Source organism: Escherichia albertii (assembly GCF_028622335.1).
Lineage (GTDB): Bacteria > Pseudomonadota > Gammaproteobacteria > Enterobacterales > Enterobacteriaceae > Escherichia > Escherichia albertii.
This window is the reverse complement of the sequence record NZ_CP117568.1, coordinates 3824700-3846990: the sequence shown is the minus strand read 5'-3', so window position 1 is coordinate 3846990 and position 22291 is coordinate 3824700. Positions and strand designations below refer to the sequence as shown.

20 protein-coding genes are annotated in these 22291 nt (G+C 51.8%); 3 read left to right on the top strand and 17 right to left on the bottom strand.

Annotated elements, in window-relative coordinates; all coding sequences use genetic code 11:
- Position 1: 1 nt before the first annotated feature.
- The 17 genes from ddlB to leuO form a co-directional block, all read right to left on the bottom strand.
- Positions 2-922 (bottom strand): D-alanine--D-alanine ligase, encoded by a 921-nt coding sequence (gene ddlB, locus PS053_RS18605; RefSeq protein WP_000130031.1) that lies wholly within the window; start codon positions 920-922, stop codon positions 2-4.
- Positions 915-2390, bottom strand: a complete 1476-nt coding sequence (murC, locus tag PS053_RS18600; protein ID WP_256878690.1) for a UDP-N-acetylmuramate--L-alanine ligase — start codon at positions 2388-2390, stop codon at positions 915-917. The genes ddlB and murC overlap by 8 nt, the downstream gene beginning before the upstream one ends.
- A gap of 53 nt (positions 2391-2443) precedes the next feature.
- Entirely contained in the window at positions 2444-3514 is a 1071-nt protein-coding gene (gene murG / locus PS053_RS18595; RefSeq protein WP_000016576.1) for an undecaprenyldiphospho-muramoylpentapeptide beta-N-acetylglucosaminyltransferase, read from the bottom strand.
- Entirely contained in the window at positions 3511-4755 is a 1245-nt protein-coding gene (gene ftsW / locus PS053_RS18590) for a cell division protein FtsW (RefSeq protein ID WP_002430300.1), read from the bottom strand. The genes murG and ftsW overlap by 4 nt, the downstream gene beginning before the upstream one ends.
- Positions 4755-6071 (bottom strand): UDP-N-acetylmuramoyl-L-alanine--D-glutamate ligase, encoded by a 1317-nt coding sequence (murD, locus tag PS053_RS18585; RefSeq protein WP_256878691.1) that lies wholly within the window; start codon positions 6069-6071, stop codon positions 4755-4757. The genes ftsW and murD overlap by 1 nt, the downstream gene beginning before the upstream one ends.
- Before the next feature lie 2 nt (positions 6072-6073).
- Positions 6074-7156 carry a phospho-N-acetylmuramoyl-pentapeptide-transferase gene (gene mraY, locus PS053_RS18580; RefSeq protein ID WP_000964123.1) on the bottom strand — a complete coding sequence of 361 codons (1083 nt, stop codon included), beginning with the start codon at positions 7154-7156 and terminating at the stop codon, positions 6074-6076.
- Complete coding sequence (gene murF / locus PS053_RS18575; RefSeq protein ID WP_204619614.1) at positions 7150-8508, bottom strand: UDP-N-acetylmuramoyl-tripeptide--D-alanyl-D-alanine ligase; 1359 nt, start codon at positions 8506-8508, stop codon at positions 7150-7152. Before murF ends, mraY begins: the two co-directional genes overlap by 7 nt.
- Positions 8505-9992 (bottom strand): UDP-N-acetylmuramoyl-L-alanyl-D-glutamate--2,6-diaminopimelate ligase, encoded by a 1488-nt coding sequence (gene murE / locus PS053_RS18570; protein ID WP_059218462.1) that lies wholly within the window; start codon positions 9990-9992, stop codon positions 8505-8507. The genes murF and murE overlap by 4 nt, the downstream gene beginning before the upstream one ends.
- On the bottom strand, positions 9979-11745 hold the full coding sequence (ftsI, locus tag PS053_RS18565; RefSeq protein WP_000642226.1) for a peptidoglycan glycosyltransferase FtsI: 1767 nt from the start codon (positions 11743-11745) through the stop codon (positions 9979-9981). The genes murE and ftsI overlap by 14 nt, the downstream gene beginning before the upstream one ends.
- 15 nt (positions 11746-11760) lie before the next feature.
- Positions 11761-12126 (bottom strand): cell division protein FtsL, encoded by a 366-nt coding sequence (gene ftsL, locus PS053_RS18560; protein ID WP_000625658.1) that lies wholly within the window; start codon positions 12124-12126, stop codon positions 11761-11763.
- Positions 12123-13064 carry a 16S rRNA (cytosine(1402)-N(4))-methyltransferase RsmH gene (gene rsmH, locus PS053_RS18555; protein WP_256878692.1) on the bottom strand — a complete coding sequence of 314 codons (942 nt, stop codon included), beginning with the start codon at positions 13062-13064 and terminating at the stop codon, positions 12123-12125. Before rsmH ends, ftsL begins: the two co-directional genes overlap by 4 nt.
- 1 nt (position 13065) lies before the next feature.
- Positions 13066-13524, bottom strand: coding sequence for a division/cell wall cluster transcriptional repressor MraZ (mraZ, locus tag PS053_RS18550; RefSeq protein WP_010340881.1), 459 nt, complete (start codon positions 13522-13524; stop codon positions 13066-13068).
- 602 nt (positions 13525-14126) lie between these two features.
- Entirely contained in the window at positions 14127-15131 is a 1005-nt protein-coding gene (gene cra, locus PS053_RS18545; RefSeq protein WP_000762403.1) for a catabolite repressor/activator, read from the bottom strand.
- A gap of 81 nt (positions 15132-15212) precedes the next feature.
- Positions 15213-15299, bottom strand: coding sequence for a hypothetical protein (locus tag PS053_RS18540; protein WP_032275039.1), 87 nt, complete (start codon positions 15297-15299; stop codon positions 15213-15215).
- An 11-nt stretch (positions 15300-15310) separates the two neighbouring features.
- Positions 15311-15802, bottom strand: a complete 492-nt coding sequence (ilvN, locus tag PS053_RS18535; protein WP_001252744.1) for an acetolactate synthase small subunit — start codon at positions 15800-15802, stop codon at positions 15311-15313.
- Between the two features lie 2 nt (positions 15803-15804).
- Positions 15805-17529, bottom strand: coding sequence for an acetolactate synthase 3 large subunit (gene ilvI / locus PS053_RS18530; RefSeq protein WP_059218464.1), 1725 nt, complete (start codon positions 17527-17529; stop codon positions 15805-15807).
- Positions 17530-17846: 317 nt separating this feature from the next.
- Entirely contained in the window at positions 17847-18791 is a 945-nt protein-coding gene (leuO, locus tag PS053_RS18525) for a transcriptional regulator LeuO (RefSeq protein WP_010340885.1), read from the bottom strand.
- Between the two features lie 657 nt (positions 18792-19448).
- Here leuO and leuL point away from each other — a divergent pair.
- The 3 genes from leuL to leuB all read left to right on the top strand — a co-directional run bounded on the left by leuL (position 19449) and on the right by leuB (position 22290).
- On the top strand, positions 19449-19535 hold the full coding sequence (gene leuL, locus PS053_RS18520) for a leu operon leader peptide (RefSeq protein WP_001300467.1): 87 nt from the start codon (positions 19449-19451) through the stop codon (positions 19533-19535).
- A gap of 92 nt (positions 19536-19627) precedes the next feature.
- Positions 19628-21199, top strand: a complete 1572-nt coding sequence (gene leuA / locus PS053_RS18515) for a 2-isopropylmalate synthase (protein WP_256878693.1) — start codon at positions 19628-19630, stop codon at positions 21197-21199.
- Positions 21199-22290, top strand: coding sequence for a 3-isopropylmalate dehydrogenase (leuB, locus tag PS053_RS18510; protein ID WP_000042342.1), 1092 nt, complete (start codon positions 21199-21201; stop codon positions 22288-22290). The genes leuA and leuB overlap by 1 nt, the downstream gene beginning before the upstream one ends.
- Position 22291: the final 1 nt, after the last annotated feature.

The following is a 22291-nucleotide window of genomic DNA, read 5'->3' as shown; positions in this document are numbered from 1 at the left end:
ATTAGTCCGCCAGTTCCAGAATTCGTACTACCAACTGCGAGAAGCTTAACCCCGCCTGACGGGCCGCCATCGGCACCAGGCTGTGGCTGGTCATACCCGGTGAGGTATTAGCCTCCAGCAGATAAAACTGTCCATCACTATCCAGCATGACGTCAATACGTCCCCAGCCTTTGCAACCTAAAGTCATCCATGCTTTCAGCACTAATGCCTGTAAATTGGCCTCTTGTGACGCTTCCAGACCTGACGGGCAGAAATACTGTGTCTCATCAGACAGATACTTCGCCTCATAATCATAGAAGGTTCCAGCAGGTTGAATACGTATTGACGGTAAAATTTCTTCACCGAGTATCGCAACCGTGAACTCTGGCCCACTTAGCCATTTTTCAATCAATACTTCCTCATCATGCTGAAATGCCAATCTTAATGCATCTTGCAGAGTATTTTCTGCTACTACTTTTGACATTCCAACACTTGAACCTTCACGGCTCGGTTTAACGATGAGCGGCAAACCTAAGGCAGAAATATCTGCAATCTGCTCATCACTAAGGCCTTTTTCAAACTCTGCGCGAGTTAACGCCACCCAGGGGGCAACGGGTAAACCGGCACCTTGCCACAGCAGTTTGCTGCGTAGTTTATCCATTGACAGCGCAGATGCCATCACTCCGCTGCCGGTATAGGGCAGGCCCATCAGTTCGAGCATCCCCTGCAAGGTGCCATCTTCACCACCACGCCCATGCAAAGCGATAAATACTTTCTGAAAGCCCATAGACTTCAGCTGCGTCACATCAATCTCTTTCGGATCGACAGGATATGCATCGATGCCGCCCTCACGCAGCCCGGCTAACACAGCCGCGCCAGAATTCAGAGACACTTCCCGCTCTGCAGAGGTTCCGCCCAACAGGACCGCGATTTTATCAGTCATGTTGTTCTTCCTCTGGAGTTTGCGGCTTCAGTTTGATTTCAGCTAAAGAACGAGCAATTTTTCCAATATTACCCGCCCCCTGAACAAGAATCAGATCGTTGCCGGTTAAAACCGGTGCTAACATCTCGGCGACCTGCGCCGGATCCGGCACCAGAATGGGATCAATTTTCCCACGTCCACGAATAGTGCGACACAACGAGCGGCTGTCCGCTCCCGGAATCGGCGCTTCTCCTGCCGGATAAACTTCCAGCATCAGCAGGGTATCAACCTGCGTCAGCACATTGGCGAAATCGTCATACAGGTCACGGGTTCGGGTAAAACGGTGCGGCTGAAACAGCATCACCAGATTTTTATCCGGCCAGCCAGCGCGCGCAGCTTTAATGGTCGCATCTACTTCGGTGGGATGGTGACCATAGTCATCAACCAACATTGCGGTACCGCTTTTACCGTTCACCGGCTCCAACGGGAATTCACCAAGGAAATCAAAGCGACGACCAGTTCCCTGGAAGCTCTCCAACGCACGCAGAATAGCATTGTCGTCAATCCCTTCTTCCGTCGCCACCGCAACCGCAGCAGCAGCATTCAGAGCGTTATGACGGCCCGGCGCATTCAGGGTTACGCGCATCGGCTCTTTATCCTGACGTAACAGCGTAAAGTGTCCCTGTGGGCCAATCTGCTGATAATCTTCCACACGAACATCAGCATCTTTGCTGAAGCCATAAGTAGTGATCTGACGACCGACCCGCGGCAACAACTCGCGGATCACCGGATCATCAACGCACATCACCGCACGTCCATAAAACGGCAAGTTGTGCAGAAAATTAATAAAGGTCTGTTTTAAATTCTCGAAGTCGCCCTGGTAAGTATCCATGTGATCGGCTTCGATATTAGTAACAATAGCCACCATTGGTTGCAGATGCAGGAACGACGCATCGCTTTCATCGGCTTCGGCAATCAGATAACGACCATGACCTAAACGCGCGTGCACACCCGCCGCTTTCACCAGGCCGCCGTTAACAAAAGTAGGGTCGAGGCCTGCTTCCGCATAAATACTGGAAACCATCGCGGTGGTGGTGGTTTTACCATGCGTCCCGGCAATGGCGATACCGTGACGAAAACGCATCAACTCGGCCAACATTTCAGCACGACGGATCACCGGGATACGTGCTTCATGGGCAGCAACAATTTCCGGGTTATCGGCAGAAATCGCGCTGGAAACCACCACAACGCTGGCATCACGCACGTTTTCCGGGCGATGGTTAAAATAAATCGTCGCTCCCAGATTCGTTAACTGTTGCGTAACCGGATTTGGCGCTAAATCGGAACCACTGATCTGATACCCTTCATTGGCCAGAACTTCGGCAATACCGCCCATACCGGCACCACCGATGCCGACAAAGTGAATGTGCCGAACGCGACGCATTTCAGGCACGATGGAACGCAGTTTTGCCAATTGTTGTGTATTCATTCTTTACGCCATTAACTTCTCAAATTCATGCGATGCAAAAGGCACCGCCACAATTAATTACGCCCGGCAGCCCGGCTCACTTCATTTGCCACTCGCTCGGTGGCATCTGGAATAGATGCAGCACGGGCGCGCTCTGCCATGGTTAATAAGGTTTCTCGCGACCACCCAGCCAGAGTGTTGGCGACGGCATCCACAGTAAGTTGTGGCTGCTCGATAATCTTAGCTGCGCCGGCTTTTTCCAGCGGCAACGCATTCCAGTACTGCTGCCTGTCTTTGTGCTGAAACGGCACAAACAACGCCGGTAACCCCGCCGCGGCGATTTCACTTACCGTTAACGCGCCGGATCGGCAAACGACGACATCCGCCCACGCATAGGCTGCTGACATGTCATCAATAAATTCCGTCACTTTATGCTGCGGTTGTCCCGCCCCCGCATAAGCCTGCTCAACAGTTTGTTGCGCACCTTTACCGCTCTGATGCCAGATAGTTACCGTATCGCCCAACTTTGCCGCGACCTGCGGCATTGTCTGGTTAAGAATGCGCGCGCCTTGAGAACCGCCCACAACCAGCACACGAATCGGACCTTCACGACCAGCCATACGTTGCTGCGGCAACGGCAGCGCCAGCACATCAGTGCGCACCGGGTTACCGACCACTTCCGCATCAGGGAAGGCGCCCGGAAACGCCTGCATTACTTTGGTAGCAATCTTTGCCAGCCATTTATTGGTTAAGCCCGCAATACCATTTTGTTCATGTAGTACGACCGGGATACCTAATGACCACGCAGCCAGACCACCGGGTCCTGAAACGTAGCCGCCCATACCGAGCACTACATCAGGTTTATAAGCTTTCATAATCGCCCGCGCCTGACGCCAGGCGTTAAAGATACGCAGCGGGGCTGCGAGCAGAGCTTTAACACCTTTGCCGCGTAGGCCAGAGATGCGAATAAAGTCGATTTCGATGCCGTGCTTCGGCACTAAGTCCGCTTCCATACGATCGGCGGTGCCCAGCCAGCGGACTTGCCATCCCTGAGCCATTAAATGGTGCGCAACCGCCAGCCCCGGGAACACATGTCCACCAGTACCGCCTGCCATCACCATTAATCGCTTCCCTTGACCACTCATCGTGAACCTCGTGCAAACGCCTGCGCTTTCTCCAGACGCGTTTCATAATCAATACGCAACAGCATCATGATAGCTGTCGACATAATCAGTAAACTCGAACCACCGTAGCTGATCAGCGGTAATGTCAGACCTTTGGTCGGTAACATCCCCGCCGCCGCGCCTACGTTAACCAGAGCCTGGAAACTAAACCAGATACCAATCGAACAGGCGAGAAAACCGGAAAAACGGTGGTCAATTTCTAACGCTTTGCGGCCAATCGACATCGCGCGAAAAGCGACGAAGAATACCATTAAAAGCGCCAATACCACACCGACATAACCCAGTTCTTCGCCGATAATGGCGAAAATAAAGTCAGTGTGCGCTTCCGGCAGGTACTCCAGTTTTTGTACCGAGTTACCTAAACCTTGCCCCCACAGTTCGCCGCGACCAAACGCCATCAACGATTGCGTTAGCTGATAGCCGCTACCGAAGGGATCTTCCCACGGGTTCCAGAACGCGGTAACACGGCGGATACGGTACGGTTCGGCGAGGATCAACAGCACGACCGCTGAAATCCCCATGCCGATAATGGCAATGAACTGCCACAATTTCGCGCCAGCCAGGAACAACATCGCCAACGTGGTCACAAACAGCACCACCACCGTACCAAGATCGGGCTGCGCCAGCAGCAACACTGCCAGCACCAGAATCACGCCCATCGGTTTCAGGAAGCCGCGCAGGTTGTTACGTACTTCATCGCCTTTGCGCACCAGATAGTTGGCGATATAGCAAAACAGCGACAGCTTCGTCAGCTCTGCAGGCTGAATACGCAGTAGACCGAGATCGATCCAACGCGATGCCCCTTTAACCGAGCTCCCCACCACCAGCACAATCATCAGCAGGATGATTGACCCCAGCAGCATAGTCGCGCTGTAGCGCTGCCAGAACTCCATCGGCAAACGCAGCGTAATGATCGACAGAATGAACGCCATGATCAGATAGACGCCATCACGCTTGGCAAAGAAGAACGGATCGTTGGTTAAACGCTGCCCAATAGGCATCGACGCCGAAGTCACCATGATAAAGCCGATCGCTGCAAGACCAAAGGTCAACCACAGCAAGGTGCGATCGTACATGATTAGGCTGTCGGTATCTTTTTCCCGCGAGCCCATCACCCAGCCTTTCAGCGCCGTAAAAATCCATGCCAGAATGCTGAATCCCGGAAGGCGCGGCATTTTCAGGCGAGGGAGAGATAAACGCATCAACCGAACTCCTTCGCCAGACGGGCAAATTCATTGCCTCGTTGTTCAAAGTTCTTGAACTGATCGAGGCTGGCACAGGCCGGAGAAAGCAGAACCATATCTCCCGGCTGCACGCGCGGCGCCAATAGACGCATCGCCTGCTCCATGGTTTCGGTTTGTTCTGCCACGTCCGGGCGCAGCGCTGCCAACTGCGCGCCGTCACGACCAAAGCAATACAGGCGTACGTTATCGCCATTCAGATAGCGCGCCAGCGGGCTGAAGTCTGCCGATTTACCATCGCCTCCCAACAACAAATGCAGCGTACCGTCTACCTGCAAACCGTTCAGCGCCGCTTCCGTACTCCCCACATTGGTGGCTTTCGAATCGTTAATCCAGCGCACGCCGTTGTGCTCCAGCACCACTTCAAAGCGATGCGGCAGACCGGTAAAAGTCGTCAGTGCTTTCAGGCTGCTGGCGCGTGGCAAGCCTGCGGCGTCAGCCAGCGCCAGCGCCGCCAGGGCATTGGTATAGTTATGTTGCCCGGAAAGCTTCATCTCTTTCACGTTCAACACCTTCTCACCTTTCACCCGTAGCCAGGTTTCGCCCTGCTGATGATTCAGGTGATAGTCGCCCATATTGACACCAAAGCTAACGCAGCGTTCATCCGCGCCGCGAATTGGCATCGTTAAGGCATCATCGGCATTGACTACGCAAACTTTCGCATTGTCGTAAATACGCAGTTTTGCTGTGCGATATTGCTGCAAACCAAACGGATAGCGATCCATATGATCTTCAGTCACGTTCAAAATGGTCGCCGCCACTGCCTGCAAGCTGGAAGTGGTTTCCAGTTGGAAGCTCGACAGTTCCAGCACGTACAATTCGCACTCATCATCCAACAGCATCAACGCTGGCAGGCCGATGTTGCCGCCCACGCCAACGTTAACGCCCGCCGCTTTCGCCATTTCACCCACTAAAGTGGTGACGGTGCTTTTACCGTTAGAACCGGTGATCGCCACAATCGGCGCTTGTGCTTCGCGGCAGAACAGCTCGATATCGCCAACGATTTCGATTCCGGCATCGGCAGCAGCGCTTAAGGAAGGATGCGCCAGCGCAATACCAGGGCTTGCGACAATCAGATCGGCTGCCATTAACCATTCATCATTGAGACCGCCAGTATAGCGCTCTACCGTTTCGGGTAATTTATCCAGGCCGGGCGGCGTCATCCGCGTATCCATAACGCGCGGCGTCACGCCACGAGCAAGGAAAAAATCCACGCAGGAAAGCCCGGTGAGGCCCAGGCCGATAATAACGACATTTTTACCCTGGTAATCAGCCATGATTAACGTACCTTCAGCGTTGCCAGGCCAATCAGGACCAGCATCAGCGAAATAATCCAGAAACGCACGATGACGCGCGGTTCCGGCCAACCTTTCAGTTCATAGTGGTGATGAATCGGCGCCATACGGAAAATACGTTGTCCGCGCAGTTTGAAAGAGCCGACCTGCAGGATGACGGACAGCGTTTCTACCACAAATACACCGCCCATAATCACCAGAAGAAACTCCTGACGTAGCAATACAGCGATAATGCCCAAAGCACCACCTAATGCCAGTGAACCGACATCGCCCATAAAGACCTGCGCCGGGTAGGTGTTAAACCACAGGAAACCCAGCCCAGCCCCAACAATCGCGGTGCAGACGATAACCAGTTCCCCGGCGTGTCGCAGATACGGTATGTGCAAATAGCTGGCAAAGTTCATGTTGCCGGTCGCCCAGGCCACCAGAGCAAAACCGCCAGCAACAAATACGGTCGGCATAATCGCCAGACCATCAAGGCCATCAGTCAGGTTTACTGCGTTGCCGGTGCCGACAATCACGAAGTAAGCCAACAGGATGTAGAACAGTCCCAGTTGCGGCATCACATCTTTAAAGAACGGCACCACAAGCTGTGTTGCTGGCGTATCGTTTCCGGCAAGGTACAGCGCGAAAGCAACGCCCAGCGCAATCACCGACATCCAGAAATATTTCCAGCGCGCGATCAAACCTTTTGTGTCTTTACGCACCACTTTGCGATAATCATCAACAAAGCCAATGATGCCGTAACCCACCAATACCACCAGCACGCACCAGACGTACGGATTAGAGGGATAAGCCCACAACAATACGGAGATGACAATCGCCGTCAGGATCATAATCCCGCCCATGGTCGGCGTACCGCGCTTGCTAAAGTGCGATTCCGGGCCATCGTTACGAACAACCTGACCAAAGGAAAGTTTTTGCAAATGAGCAATCATGCGCGGCCCCATCCACAACGAGATGAACAGCGCGGTCAGCAGGCTGACGATGGCTCGAAACGTCAGATAAGAAAAGACGTTAAAGCCAGAATAATATTTGACCAAATGTTCGGCCAGCCAAACTAACATGTTCCATTCTCCTGTAAAGCGCGTACTACCTCTTCCATGGCGGCACTACGTGAACCTTTAACTAAAATCGTAATCACCTGTTGCTCAGCAATCAGGGTTTTAAGATGCGCAATCAACGCAGTTTTATCGGCAAAATGTTCGCCAACGCCACTCGCAGCGCCAATAGCATGGCTTTGCTTACCCACGCTTAATACGCGGTCAATGCCTGCTGCTTTCGCTGCTTCACCCACCTGTACATGACAGGCTTCGCTTTCAGCCCCCAACTCTGCCATATCGCCAACGACCAGCACGCGGTAACCCGGCATTTCGGCCAGTACCTGTACGGCAGCAGTCATTGAACCGACATTGGCGTTGTAGGAGTCATCAAGCAACAACTGGTTTTCCGCCAGTTGAATGGGGAACAGACGGCCAGGAACAGCTTTCAGATTTGCCAGCCCTGCTTTGATAGCATCACGCGTTGCGCCCACGGACATGGCGAGCGCGGCGGCTGCCAACGCATTCGCAATATTGTGACGTCCGGGCAGCGGTAGCAAAACATCGACGCTACCCGTTGGGGTTTGCAGCGTGAATTCAGTACCGTGCGAAGTCACATGAATATTGGTGGCGGTAAAATCGCTGTTGGCGGCATTCGGAGAGAAGCGCCATACTTTGCGTGAGCCAATCACACTCTGCCAGTTCAGACAGTCGTTGTTATCCGCATTCATGATGGCGATGCCGTTTTCCGGCAGGCCAGTAAAGATTTCGCCTTTCGCTTTCGCGACCCCCGCAAGAGAACCGAAACCTTCCAGATGCGCTGCTGCCAGATTGTTGACCAGCGCGGCTTCCGGGCGAGTCAGACTAACGGTCCAGGCAATTTCACCCTGATGATTCGCGCCAAGTTCAATCACCGCGTAATCGTACTCCGGCGTTAAACGCAGCAGCGTCATCGGCACACCGATGTCGTTGTTGAGATTACCCGCTGTATAAAGCGTGTTGCCGCACTGACTTAAAATCGCCGCGGTCATTTCCTTAACGGACGTTTTGCCGGAAGACCCTGTCAGGGCAACCACTCGCGCCGGAACTTGCTGGCGAACCCATGCAGCCAGTTGGCCAAACGCCAGACGCGTATCCTTGACGATTAACTGTGGCAAGTCGATATCCAGCGGGCGGCTGACCAGCAGCGCGCCCGCACCACCCGCTTTCGCCTGGTCGGCAAAATCATGGGCATCGAAACGTTCGCCTTTCAGCGCGACAAACAGACAACCAGGCGTCAGTTTACGAGTGTCGGTGGTTACAGCATCCAGGGCGATATCAGCCCCTTTCAGCTCGCCGTTGAGAATATCGGTAAGTCGGCTAAGGGTTACGCTAATCATGCGATTACCCCCAGCAGCCGCGCCACCGTGACGCGATCGGAGTAGTCCAGACGCTGATTGCCGACAATCTGGTAATCTTCATGGCCTTTGCCAGCGACCAGTACGACATCATTTTCTTTAGCCTGCATAACAGCGCAAGTCACAGCTTCGGCGCGACCTTCCATTACTTTGGCATGTCCGGCATCTAACATCCCCGCCAGAATATCGTTGATGATGGCTCTCGGCTCTTCGGTACGCGGGTTATCGTCCGTTACTACCGCCACATCAGCAAACTCTTCAGCAATCGCCCCCATTAGTGGGCGCTTACCTTTATCGCGATCGCCGCCGCAGCCGAAGACGCACCACAGCTTACCCGCACAGTGCAGGCGCGCTGCCTGTAAGGCTTTTTCCAGCGCATCCGGGGTGTGAGCGTAATCGACCACCACTGTCGGTTTGCCTGGCGCAGTGAACACTTCCATTCGTCCGCAAACCGGTTGCAGACGAGCTGCTGTTTTCAGCAGCTCGGCCAGCGGGTAACCGAGCGCCAGCAGCGTCGCCAGCGCCAGCAGTAGGTTACTGACGTTGAATGCGCCCATCAGATGGCTTTCAATTTCGCCATCGCCCCAACTTGAGCTAAAGCGAATGGTCGCTCCACTGTCGTGATAGTTCACCTCGGTCGCTTTCAACCAACGACCATGACAGTTTGAATTAATATGATCTTCCATTGATACCGCAACCGCGTCCGGCAGTTTTGCCAGCCAGCGGCGGCCCACTTCATCGTCGGCGTTAACAATCGCCTGACCGCAATGATGTGTGGAATAAAGCAGCCATTTCGCTGCTTCGTAGTGTTCCATATCACCATGATAATCAAGGTGATCGCGGCTTAAATTGGTAAAGACGGAGGCTGCAAATTTCAATGCCGCCACACGGTGCTGTACCAGCCCGTGGGAGGAAACTTCCATCGCGCAAAAGGTTGCGCCCTGATCCACCAGTCCCGCCAGCTCATGCTGCACGTCAACTGCCGAACCGGTTGTATTTTCTGTCGGAATGACTTTACCCAGCAGACCGTTACCTACAGTCCCCATCACTGCGCTGGTTTCGCCAAGCAGCTGGCTCCACTGCGCCAGAAGCTGGGTCGTCGTGGTTTTACCGTTAGTGCCCGTTACGCCCACGAGACGTAAATTATCTGAGGGTTCATGGTAAAAGCGGCCCGCCAGTGCCGATAAACGCTCATTAAGCTGGCTAAGATAGATGACCGGCACGCCGTGCATTTCACGGATTTCACCGTCGGTCGCCTCATCTTTCGCCTCTGCAATAATGGCAGCCACACCTTGCGCTATCGCCTGCGGGATATATCGACGCCCGTCCGCCTGATGACCTACTACAGCTACAAAGAGATCGCCCGACGCAGCCACACGGCTGTCGAGTGTCATCTCTCGCAGTGCTCGCGAAGGTGCACCGGGCACCCACGGAGCAAGAAGGTCGCGCAAATTACGATCTGCCACCTGTTCCCTCGCCTTGATTAATCACAAATTCATTTTTATCACCCGTTGTCAGCGCATCCGGTTCGATGTTCATGGTGCGCAATACGCCGCCCATGATGGCACCAAAGACCGGCGCGGAAACGGCGCCGCCGTAGTATTTACCCGCCTGCGGATCGTTGATAACAACAACCAGCGCGAAGCGCGGCTGACTCGCAGGCGCAACGCCTGCGGTATAAGCAATATATTTATTGATATAGCGACCGTCCGGCCCGACCTTCTTCGCAGTACCGGTTTTAATGGCGATGCGATAGCCTTTAATTGCCGCCTTCACGCCGCCACCGCCCGGTAGCGCCACGCTTTCCATCATATGCACCACGGTGCGGACAATGGACTCCGGGAAGACGCGTTCACCGGGAACCGGAGGATCAACTTTGGTAATCGACAGCGGGCGATAGATGCCGTAGCTACCGATTGTTGCGTAGACTCGCGCTAACTGTAACGGCGTTACCATTAGCCCGTAGCCGAAAGAGAAGGTGGCCCTCTCTATGTCAGACCACCGTTGTTTTTGAGGATATAAGCCACTGCGTTCTCCGACCAACCCCAAATTGGTCGCTTTTCCCAGTCCAAAACGTGAGTAAGTATCTACTAACGCTGAGGACGGCATCGCTAACGCCAGCTTGGAAACACCGACGTTACTCGACTTCTGTAATACCCCGGTCAGGGTTAATTCACTGTAGCGCGCCACGTCTTTGATTTCGTGGCCGTTAATTCGATAAGGAACGGTGTTCAGCACTGAGTTTTCCCGCACCACGCCGCGCTGCAACGCAGTCATCACCACCATCGGTTTAACAGTAGAACCGGGTTCAAAAACGTCGGTGATGGTACGGTTACGCATCGCCTCTTTTGGCGTACCGCTGAGATTGTTTGGGTTGTAAGACGGGCTATTAGCCATCGCCAGCACTTCTCCAGTGTTGACATCCACCAGCACAGCACTACCGGATTCCGCCTTGTTAAAGGCCACCGCATTGTTCAGTTCGCGATAAACCAGCGCCTGCAGACGTTCATCAATGCTTAACGTAAGGTTGTGCGCCGCCTGGCTGTCAGTAGAAGAGATATCTTCAATTACGCGACCATAGCGATCTTTACGCACAATACGTTCGCCCGGCTGCCCGGTAAGCCACTTATCAAAACTCTTCTCAACGCCCTCAATCCCCTGGCTATCGACGTTAGTAAAGCCGATGAGGTGAGCAGTCACTTCGCCGGACGGATAGTAACGACGAGATTCTTCGCGCAGATGAATTCCCGGCAGTTTCAGTTTTTTGATGTAGTCCGCCATGTCAGGGTTAACCTGACGCGCAAGGTAGATAAACCGCCCTTTCGGGTTAGCGTTAATACGTGCGGAAAGTTGATCCAGTGGAATGTTGAGTGCATTGGCAAGCGCTTTCCAGCGGTCACCAACGCTGATGCCGCCAGCGTCATGCACCTCTTTTGGGTCGGCCCAAATGGCTTTTACCGGCACGCTCACCGCCAACGGGCGACCGGAACGGTCGGTAATCATGCCGCGGGAGGTGGAAACTTGCTGAACGCGAAGAGAACGCATGTCGCCTTCTTTCACCAGCATATCCGGGGAGATAACCTGCAACCATGCTACGCGCCCGAGCAGAAAAGCCAGTGCCAGCAAAATACAACCGCATAACAACGCAAAACGCCAACTAATAAAGTTGGCCTGTTCTTCCTGACGTTTTGGTTTCTGCGTTTTCGCCGCTGCTTTCATGCGTCGCGTTTATCCTTATTTTTGTACTACGATATTTTCTTGTGACGGATCAACATGCTGCATTTGCAGCTTCTCCGTGGCGATCCTTTCTACCCGGCTATGATCGCCTAGCGCATTCTCCTCAAGGATCAGGTTACGCCATTCAATATCTAAAGCATCTCGCTCCAGCACGAGCTGTTCACGCTGAGCGGTCAGCAAACGGGTATGATGCGCCGTGGTTACCACCGTCACCGCCGTCAAAATAATGCAAATGAACAAGCAGAGTGGCAGCTTCCCAAATCGCAAAAGATCGTCACCGATAACGCCAGGCAAGGCATGGCGCTCGTGGCTTCCCATCGATCCTTTAACTTTGCTTAGAGCTTCTGTCACTCTGCTGATCATGCGTTCGTCCTCTCTGCAATACGCAGAACTGAACTACGGGCACGAGGATTCTCTGCTACCTCTTCTTCGCCCGGCATCAACTTGCCTAATGCTCGCAACTGGCGGCCTCCCAATTTTTTGAGCTGCTCTTCAGTCATCGGTAACCCTGCCGGAACCTGCGGTCCACGGCTGTTTTCACGCATGAAGCGTTTCACAATACGATCTTCCAGCGAATGAAAACTGATGACAGAAAGCCGCCCTCCCGGGGCCAATACGCTGAGCGAGCTTTTTAGCGCCTGCTCTATCTCCTCCAGTTCACTGTTCACCCAAATGCGCACCGCCTGGAAGGTACGGGTCGCGGGATGTTTGAATTTGTCTTTCACCGGCGTTGCCGCCGCGACCACTTCCGCCAGTTCTTTAGTGCGGGTCATCGGCTGTTCGCGGTTACGCTCGACAATGGCGCGTGCTATACGTTTGGCAAAACGTTCTTCGCCATAGGTTTTCAATACCCAGGTAATGTCCGCTTCCTCTGCCGTTTGCAGCCACTCAGCAGCAGACTGACCGCGAGTCGGGTCCATGCGCATGTCCAGTGGGCCGTCACGCATAAAGGAGAAACCACGCTCAGCGTCATCAAGTTGCGGAGAAGAAACGCCAAGATCAAGGAGAATACCGTCTATCTTGCCGATAAGATCACGCTCGGCGACGTATTCGCCCAGCGCAGAGAAAGGTCCATGAATGATGGAGAAGCGCGGATCATCAATAGTCTTCGCAACGGCAATAGCCTGCGGGTCGCGATCAATTGCCAACAAACGCCCCTCTTCGCTAAGCTGCGAGAGGATCAAACGTGAATGACCACCGCGACCAAAAGTCCCATCAATGTAAATGCCGTCAGGACGAATATTCAGACCGTTAACGGCTTCATCCAGCAGCACCGTAGTATGTTTATAGTTTTCCATCATTTTATAGAGACAAGTCCTGCAATCGCTCCGATAAGCTGTCGGTAGCCAACTGCTCTGCGTCGATATCCTCCTTGACTTGTTGATGCCAGGTCGTTTCATCCCACAGCTCAAACTTATTGAACTGTCCAACCAGCATCACTTCTTTCGTCAGCCCGGCATGTTGCCGCAGGACAGGTGCGACCAGTAAGCGACCAGCACTGTCCATCTGACATTCGCTAGCATGTCCTAACAGGAGGCGCTGTACACGGCGCTCAACCGGATTCATGCTCGACAGACGCGATAATTTTTGCTCGATAATTTCCCATTCAGGCAGGGGGTAAAGCAGCAGGCACGGGTGATGAATGTCAATGGTGCAAACCATTTGACCGGTAGCGTTCTCGAGCAGCTGCTCCCGGTATCGGGTGGGCACTGATAAGCGCCCTTTGCTGTCGAGATTGACTAACGTTGCTCCCCGGAACATGCCAATCTCACCCCTTATTACCACTTTGCCCCACAATTTCCCACTAAAAGGAGTTTACGGAGCGGAGGAAAAGCTTGTCAAGCCAGTCACAAAGCATACCGAGGTAAAAAACCCAATGTTTACGGCTAATATCAGCGTTGTTTATTTTACGTCCAGCGTGCAAAGCAAATTAACGTTATGAATAGCTGTAAGAAAAAACTCCTCACCACCATCATTGTTTTAAAATGACTAAATATTTTCCGCAGAAAATATAAAGTGTCAGTTTGCGACGCGAGCGGCATTTTAGGACATATCTCCCCTGGATAACAGTCCCTGTTGCGCCTGCGCCACGCCTGATGTCAGTGAGTTTGCGCAAAAGAAGAGAAAAGTGTTTGTTAAATCGACAATTGCTCGCTGGCATGTAACAAAATAATGCCAAAGCAAGCCATCGTTGCCACTTAATTATTGTTAAACGCTGCAAAGAAAGTTAATTCGCGGGGTATTTAGAAGGATTTATCGATAATAGCCAGGAATTGTCTTATTTACATTAAGGATATTGATGTCCAATTACGTACTCGACGCGCCAGCAGAAAATTCCCCTGACGCGTATTTTTCATCTCGACTCAACTGCGGCTAAGTATGCCACGGCGATAGAGATTACGCTTAATGCGCGTTAAACCGGGTTTAGGCTTGCGGGGCTCGTCCAGGCTCGCCAGGACAATTTCCAGCACGCGTTCAGCCACATCGCGGTGACGCTGAGCCACAGCCAGTACCGGGCATTGTAAGAAGTCGAGCAGTTCATTATCGCCAAAAGTGGCTATCGCCAGATCAGAGGGTAATTTACCATCACGGCGCAGCGTAACATCCATTACCCCCTGCAACAGCGCAAACGAAGTAGTGAACAGCGCCTGCGGCATCGGATGCGTTTCCAGCCATTTTTCGAATAGCTGGGCGGCAGTTTCCCGCTCATAGCTGTTGGCATAGAGGAAATGCACTTCGCGCGGATCATCCTTCCAGGCTGTACGGAAGCCCTGCTCACGCAGGAAGCTGACCGAAAGCTCCGGCAATGCGCCAAGATAAAGCACCGTCTCGGCAGGAAATTTGCGTAACTCTTCCGCCAGCATTTCAGCATCGTCCTGGTCAGCACCTACGACACTGGTGAAGTGTTCACGATCGAGGGCGCGGTCTAACGCGACAATCGGAAACGGATCATTGGCCCAGCGTTGATAAAAAGGATGCTCTGGCGGCAGCGAAGTCGAAACAATGATTGCATCGACCTGGCGCTGTAAAAGATGCTCAATACAACGCATTTCGTTGTCTGGCTGATCTTCAGAACAGGCAATCAGCAGTTGATAACCACGTTGCCGCGCCTGACGTTCAAGGTAGTTTGCAATACGGGTGTAGCTTGTGTTCTCCAAATCGGGGATCACAAGGCCAATAGAACGAGTGCGTCCGGCACGAAGCCCAGCCGCCACGGCGTTCGGGTGGTAATTGTGCTCACGCACCACAGCCATGACTTTTTCAACGGTTTTGTCGCTCACACGGTATTGCTTCGCTTTGCCGTTAATAACATAGCTTGCAGTGGTCCGCGACACTCCCGCCAGCCGAGCGATTTCATCCAGTTTCACAATTGCCCCTTGCGTAAAATGTAAAAACCATAACCATTGTACTGGTATGGGTTAAATTCATTAACATCTAAACGCAGAAAATTAACTGCGGCAACTGCTTTTATTCCAGGTTACCACTGAATTCGCAAAAAAAGCCCAACGTGGCATATTGGGCTGCAAATTGCGCATTGAGATCATTCTCAACGCATTATTTTATCGCCGCGCGAAAGTCCGACGACACCGGAGCGAGCGACTTCCACTATTTTCGCCACATCACGAATCGATGCTAAAAACGCATCAAGTTTATCGCTGGTGCCCGCCAGTTGGACGGTATAAAGCGACGGCGTGACATCAATAATTTGCCCACGGAATATTTCCGTATTGCGCTTTACTTCGTCACGCCCATAACCACTGGCCTGAATTTTTACCAGCATGATTTCTCGCTCAACGTGCGCCCCCTGCCCCAGTTCGCTGACGCGCAAGACATCGACCAGTTTATGCAATTGCTTTTCGATCTGCTCAAGTACTTTTTCATCGCCCACGGTCTGGATAGTCATGCGCGATAATGTCGGATCGTCGGTCGGCGCAACGGTCAGACTTTCAATGTTGTAGCCTCGCTGGGAAAAAAGGCCAATCACGCGGGATAACGCGCCTGATTCATTTTCGAGTAATACTGATAATATCCGGCGCATAATCAGGTTCTCTCCGTTTTGCTTAACCACATTTCATCCATTCCGCCCCCGCGAATCTGCATCGGGTAGACGTGCTCACTGCCATCGACGGTGACATCGACAAACACCAGGCGATTATTACGGACTTGCTCCAGCGCCTCGCTAAGCTTGCTTTCCAGATCTTGTGGATGGGAAATCTGAATACCGACATGACCATAGGCTTCCGCCAGACGGACGAAATCCGGTAGTGACTGCATATAAGATTGTGAATGACGACCAGAATAGATCATGTCCTGCCACTGCTTCACCATCCCCAGATAACGGTTATTGAGATTGACTACCAGCACCGGCAATTCATATTGCAAAGCAGTAGACAGTTCCTGAATATTCATTTGAATACTGCCGTCGCCAGTAACGCAGACCACCGTTTCTTCCGGTAGCGCCATTTTGACGCCCAGTGCCGCAGGTAAACCAAAGCCCATAGTGCCGAGACCACCGGAGTTGATCCAACGGCGAGGTCTGTCAAAAGGATAATAAAGCGCAGCGAACATCTGGTGCTGGCCTACATCAGACGTTACATAAGCTTCGCCCTTCGTCAGTCTCCAGAGCGCCTCGATCACCGCCTGTGGTTTAATCTTTTCACTGCGGGTGTCATATTTCAGACACTGACGCGCACGCCAATGCTCAATCTGCTGCCACCAGTCACGGATCTCATCCAATGGTTGATGAGCTGTTTCTTGCGGTAACAACTCCAGCATTTGATCCAGCACCAGCCGCGCATCGCCAACGATCGGAATATCGGCAGTAACAGTTTTTGAGATTGAAGTCGGATCGATATCGATATGTAAAACCGTCGCATTCGGACAGTACTTTGCCAGATTGTTAGTCGTACGATCATCAAAACGTACGCCGACCGCAAAAATGACATCAGCATTATGCATCGTCATATTGGCTTCGTAAGTACCATGCATACCCAGCATCCCCAGCGCCTGACGATGTGTTGCCGGAAACGCGCCGAGTCCCATTAATGATGAGACGACCGGGAGATTCAGTTGCTCAATAATTTGCCTGAGTTGCGCATGGCACCCCGCGGTCACAGCACCACCACCGACGTAAACCACCGGTTTTTTCGCTGCTGCCAGAGTTTGCAGCGCACGTTTAATTTGCCCTTTGTGACCCAGCGTTGTCGGGTTATAAGAACGCATACAGACCGACTCCGGCCAGACATACGGTAATTTGTTCGCCGGATTAAGAATGTCTTTAGGTAAATCAACCACAACCGGCCCCGGGCGACCACTTGCCGCCAGCCAGAAAGCTTTTTTCAACACCTGAGGAATGTCTTCCGTTTGTTTCACCAGAAAACTGTGTTTAACCACCGGGCGGGAAATCCCCACCATGTCACACTCCTGAAAAGCGTCATAGCCTATCAGTGAGGTTGCAACCTGACCGGAAAGGATAACCAATGGAATGGAATCCATATAAGCAGTGGCAATGCCAGTAATAGCGTTAGTTGCTCCCGGCCCGGACGTCACCAGCACGACACCGACTTCCCCTGTCGCACGCGCCAGGCCATCAGCCATATGCACCGCGGCCTGTTCATGGCGAACTAATACGTGATCGATACCCCCCACGGTATGCAATGCATCGTAAATATCAAGGACTGCGCCTCCGGGATAACCGAATACTTGTTTAACGCCCTGATCGATAAGCGATCGGACGACCATCTCGGCTCCAGACAACATCTCCATGGCTTGCCTCACTGTTTAACAGAAAAAATGTGTAAAACACATTAACCGTCCGATATTGCTTAAGCAATTAGCAGGTAGAGCCACAAACGTGAAGGAAAAAGAATAAACAGGAGGCAAGGCGAAAAGAAACGGTAAAATACTCCAGAATGGAGGACTAAATTAACAATAAATCGGCTGAATCTTGCAGCTTACAGCAATTTCTCTATTTTTTTCATTATTCTTAAAACCAACAGAATACATATTCAGAATAAAATTCTGCGTTTAATAAAAAAATCAGAACAAACCAGATAATAACATCTGGTCTATTCTGCATTCAGTTAGCGCTTGCAAATAGAAGCTAATTGCTCTTCCATCCACTGATGACCTTTATCGCGCCCGGCGGCTTCATGCCAGGAGAGATAACAAGTTCTGCTATTTTGTTTTAACGGCAACGGTAATACCTGTAACTCTAAGGATTCAGCGAACTCTTCAGCCAGCCAGCGAGGCGCAATAGCGACGAGATGAGTTTGAGAGACCACACTCAGGACGCTCATCATCGCCATTCCCTGATAAGCAATACTGGCTTGTTTATCGACTGTGTCATACCACGGCTGACTGAACGAAGCGAAACGATCCAGCGAAACTGCCGCATGCTGTTCGTTATAAACATCGTGTTTCAGTAATGGCCCTTTAATACTCGGATGATTCTTGCTGGCGACTAACACCATTTCATCTTTAAATAAAGGGATACTGGTAAATTCAGGGCGATGAAAATCTTCATAACTAATGACGAACTCTGTTTCCTGATAACGTAACTGATGTTCAGTGTTCTGATTTAAAGAGGACTTGAATACAACATGAATATTCGGCGCAACTTGTTCGATGTGATTATAAATCAACGAAGTCAGAATGCTGTCTAACGGACTGCAAACACAAAGATGGAATACGCGTTCACTGCTGGCAGGTTCGAATCCTGAGCCCGGTAACTCATTTTGCACGAGTTGCAGCGCCTGGCGCACAGAACCAAAAAGTTGAAATGCACGAGAAGTCGGTTGAATACCACGACCATAACGGACGAACAGCTCATCGTTAAACATCACCTTCAGGCGTGCAACTGCGTTACTGACCGCGGGCTGCGACATTCCCAGAACATGAGCGGCACGGGTAATGTTCTGCTCCTGCATCACAGCATCGAAAACAGTTAATAAGTTTAAATCGACCATGCGCAACTGCGGCTTGCTTAACTCTGCTAACTCTGGATGTTCTGTTTTTAGCTCTGACATACTTAACTCCACTGTCACACTTAACTCCCTTTCCCTTATTGGAATGCAGAGAAATAATCCTGGAAAATATGATTTACCATGCATATAAAATAAGAAAAAGTAAAATGCGTAAAATTAGGAAAACATAAAGATACGGGTTCTGATAAAAACAGAATCCACCACTGTGTAGAGAGTCATTCACCACAGCACGATAATCCATAATACTTTTGTTGCGAAAACAATCTAATCATAAGTCTCACGAATACTCAATAATCCGCAAAATGGATTAAATGTGCGTATTTAATAAATAATTTATATGTTTAATACGCTAATTTTTAACATTAATTGATCAATAATATTCGCCAGATGAATATAGAAATATTCATGAGATATATAATTCGATACAGATCATCAGGATAACGAAGGTAGCGAGCACGTTTTATCCTCTTTTGTTCCCTTGATAAAATGCAATAAATTATCCCGAAGTATGTCAAACAGTAAAAACGCATACGGTTAAACAGAAATTAATATCGGTGACTATCGTGTGCACAGCACAATTAGCTAATTTCCTGAGTACAAAATTCTTGCTGGCATGGCGTTTTTCTTTCTGCAGGGTTGACATCCATTTTGGTATCCAGTAACTCTAAAAGCATATCGCATTCATCTGGAGCTGATTTAATGACTCACATCGTTCGCTTTATCGGTCTACTACTACTAAACGCATCTTCTTTGCGCGGTAGACGAGTGAGCGGCATTCAGCATTAAGCCAGCACGCAGTCAAACAAAAAACCCGCGCCATTGCGCGGGTTTTTTTATGCCCGAAGCGAGGCGCTCAATAAGAGACAAGGACCTAAACCATGAGCCAGCAAGTCATTATTTTCGATACCACATTGCGCGACGGTGAACAGGCGTTACAGGCAAGCTTGAGTGTGAAAGAAAAACTGCAAATTGCGCTGGCCCTTGAGCGTATGGGTGTTGACGTGATGGAAGTCGGTTTCCCCGTCTCTTCGCCGGGCGATTTCGAATCGGTGCAAACCATCGCTCGCCAGGTCAAAAATAGCCGCGTATGCGCGTTAGCCCGCTGCGTGGAAAAAGATATCGACGTCGCGGCTGAATCTCTGAAAGTCGCCGAAGCCTTCCGTATTCATACCTTTATTGCTACCTCCCCAATGCACATCGCTACCAAGCTGCGCAGCACGCTGGATGAAGTGATCGAACGCGCTGTTTATATGGTGAAACGCGCACGCAATTACACAGATGACGTTGAATTCTCTTGCGAAGATGCCGGGCGTACACCGATTGCCGATCTGGCACGGGTAGTAGAGGCGGCGATTAACGCCGGAGCCACCACCATCAACATCCCGGACACTGTAGGCTACACCATGCCGTTTGAGTTCGCCGGAATCATCCGCGGTCTGTATGAACGCGTGCCCAACATTGATAACGCCATTATTTCCGTTCATACCCACGACGATTTAGGTCTGGCGGTAGGCAACTCGCTGGCGGCGGTACACGCCGGAGCGCGGCAGGTGGAAGGCGCAATGAACGGGATCGGCGAGCGTGCCGGTAACTGTTCGCTGGAAGAAGTGATCATGGCGATCAAAGTTCGCAAGGATATCCTGAATGTACATACCGCCATTAATCACCAGGAGATATGGCGCACCAGCCAGTTAGTTAGCCAGATTTGTAATATGCCGATCCCGGCAAACAAAGCCATTGTTGGCAGCGGCGCCTTCGCACACTCCTCCGGTATTCACCAGGATGGCGTACTGAAAAACCGCGAAAACTACGAAATCATGACGCCAGAATCTATTGGTCTGAACCAAATCCAGCTGAATCTGACCTCCCGTTCGGGCCGTGCGGCAGTAAAACATCGCATGGATGAGATGGGATATAAAGAAAATGAATACAATCTGGACAATCTGTACGACGCTTTCCTGAAGCTGGCGGATAAAAAAGGCCAAGTGTTCGATTACGACCTGGAGGCGCTGGCCTTCATCGGTAAGCAGCAAGAAGAACCGGAACATTTTCGTCTGGACTATTTCAGCGTGCAGTCTGGTTCTAATGATATCGCCACTGCCGCCGTCAAACTGGTGTGCGGCGAAGAAGTTAAAGCAGAAGCCGCCAACGGTAACGGCCCGGTGGATGCTGTCTATCAAGCCATTAACCGCATCACCGACTATAACGTCGAGCTGGTGAAATACAGCCTGACCGCCAAAGGTCACGGCAAAGATGCGCTGGGCCAGGTGGATATCGTCGCCAACTGCAACGGTCGCCGCTTCCACGGCGTCGGCCTGGCCACCGATATTGTCGAGTCCTCCGCCAAAGCCATGGTGCACGTACTGAACAATATCTGGCGTGCCGCAGAAGTCGAAAAAGAGTTGCAACGCAAAGCTCAACACAACGAAAACAACAAGGAAACCGTGTGATGTCGAAGAATTACCATATTGCCGTATTGCCGGGAGACGGTATTGGCCCGGAAGTAATGAACCAGGCGCTGAAAGTGTTGGACGCCGTGCGCAACCGCTTTGCAATGCGCATCACCACCAGCCATCACGATGTTGGCGGCGCAGCCATTGATAACCACGGGCAACCACTGCCGCCTGCGACGGTTGAAGGTTGTGAGCAAGCCGATGCCGTGCTGTTTGGCTCGGTAGGCGGTCCGAAGTGGGAACATTTACCACCAGACCAGCAACCAGAACGCGGCGCGCTGTTGCCTCTGCGTAAGCACTTCAAATTATTCAGCAACCTGCGTCCGGCAAAACTGTATCAGGGGCTGGAAGCGTTCTGTCCGTTGCGTGCTGACATTGCCGCTAACGGTTTCGACATCCTGTGCGTGCGCGAACTGACCGGCGGCATCTATTTCGGTCAGCCAAAAGGTCGCGAAGGCAGCGGACAATATGAAAAAGCGTTTGATACCGAGGTGTACCACCGTTTTGAGATCGAACGTATCGCCCGCATCGCGTTTGAATCTGCCCGCAAGCGTCGCCACAAAGTCACCTCAATCGACAAAGCCAACGTGCTGCAATCTTCTATCTTATGGCGGGAGATCGTTAATGAGATCGCCACCGAATACCCGGATGTCGAACTGGCGCATATGTACATCGACAACGCCACCATGCAGCTGATTAAAGATCCATCACAGTTTGACGTTCTGCTGTGCTCCAACCTGTTTGGCGACATTCTGTCTGATGAGTGCGCAATGATCACTGGCTCGATGGGCATGTTGCCTTCCGCCAGCCTGAACGAACAAGGTTTTGGGCTGTATGAACCGGCGGGCGGCTCGGCGCCGGATATCGCAGGCAAGAACATTGCCAACCCGATTGCGCAAATTCTGTCGCTGGCGTTGCTGCTGCGCTACAGCCTGGATGCCGATGATGCGGCTTCCGCCATTGAACGCGCCATTAACCGCGCATTAGAAGAAGGCATTCGCACCAGCGATTTAGCCCGTGGCGCTGCCGCCGTTAGTACCGATGAAATGGGCGATATCATTGCCCGCTATGTGGCAGAAGGGGTGTAAT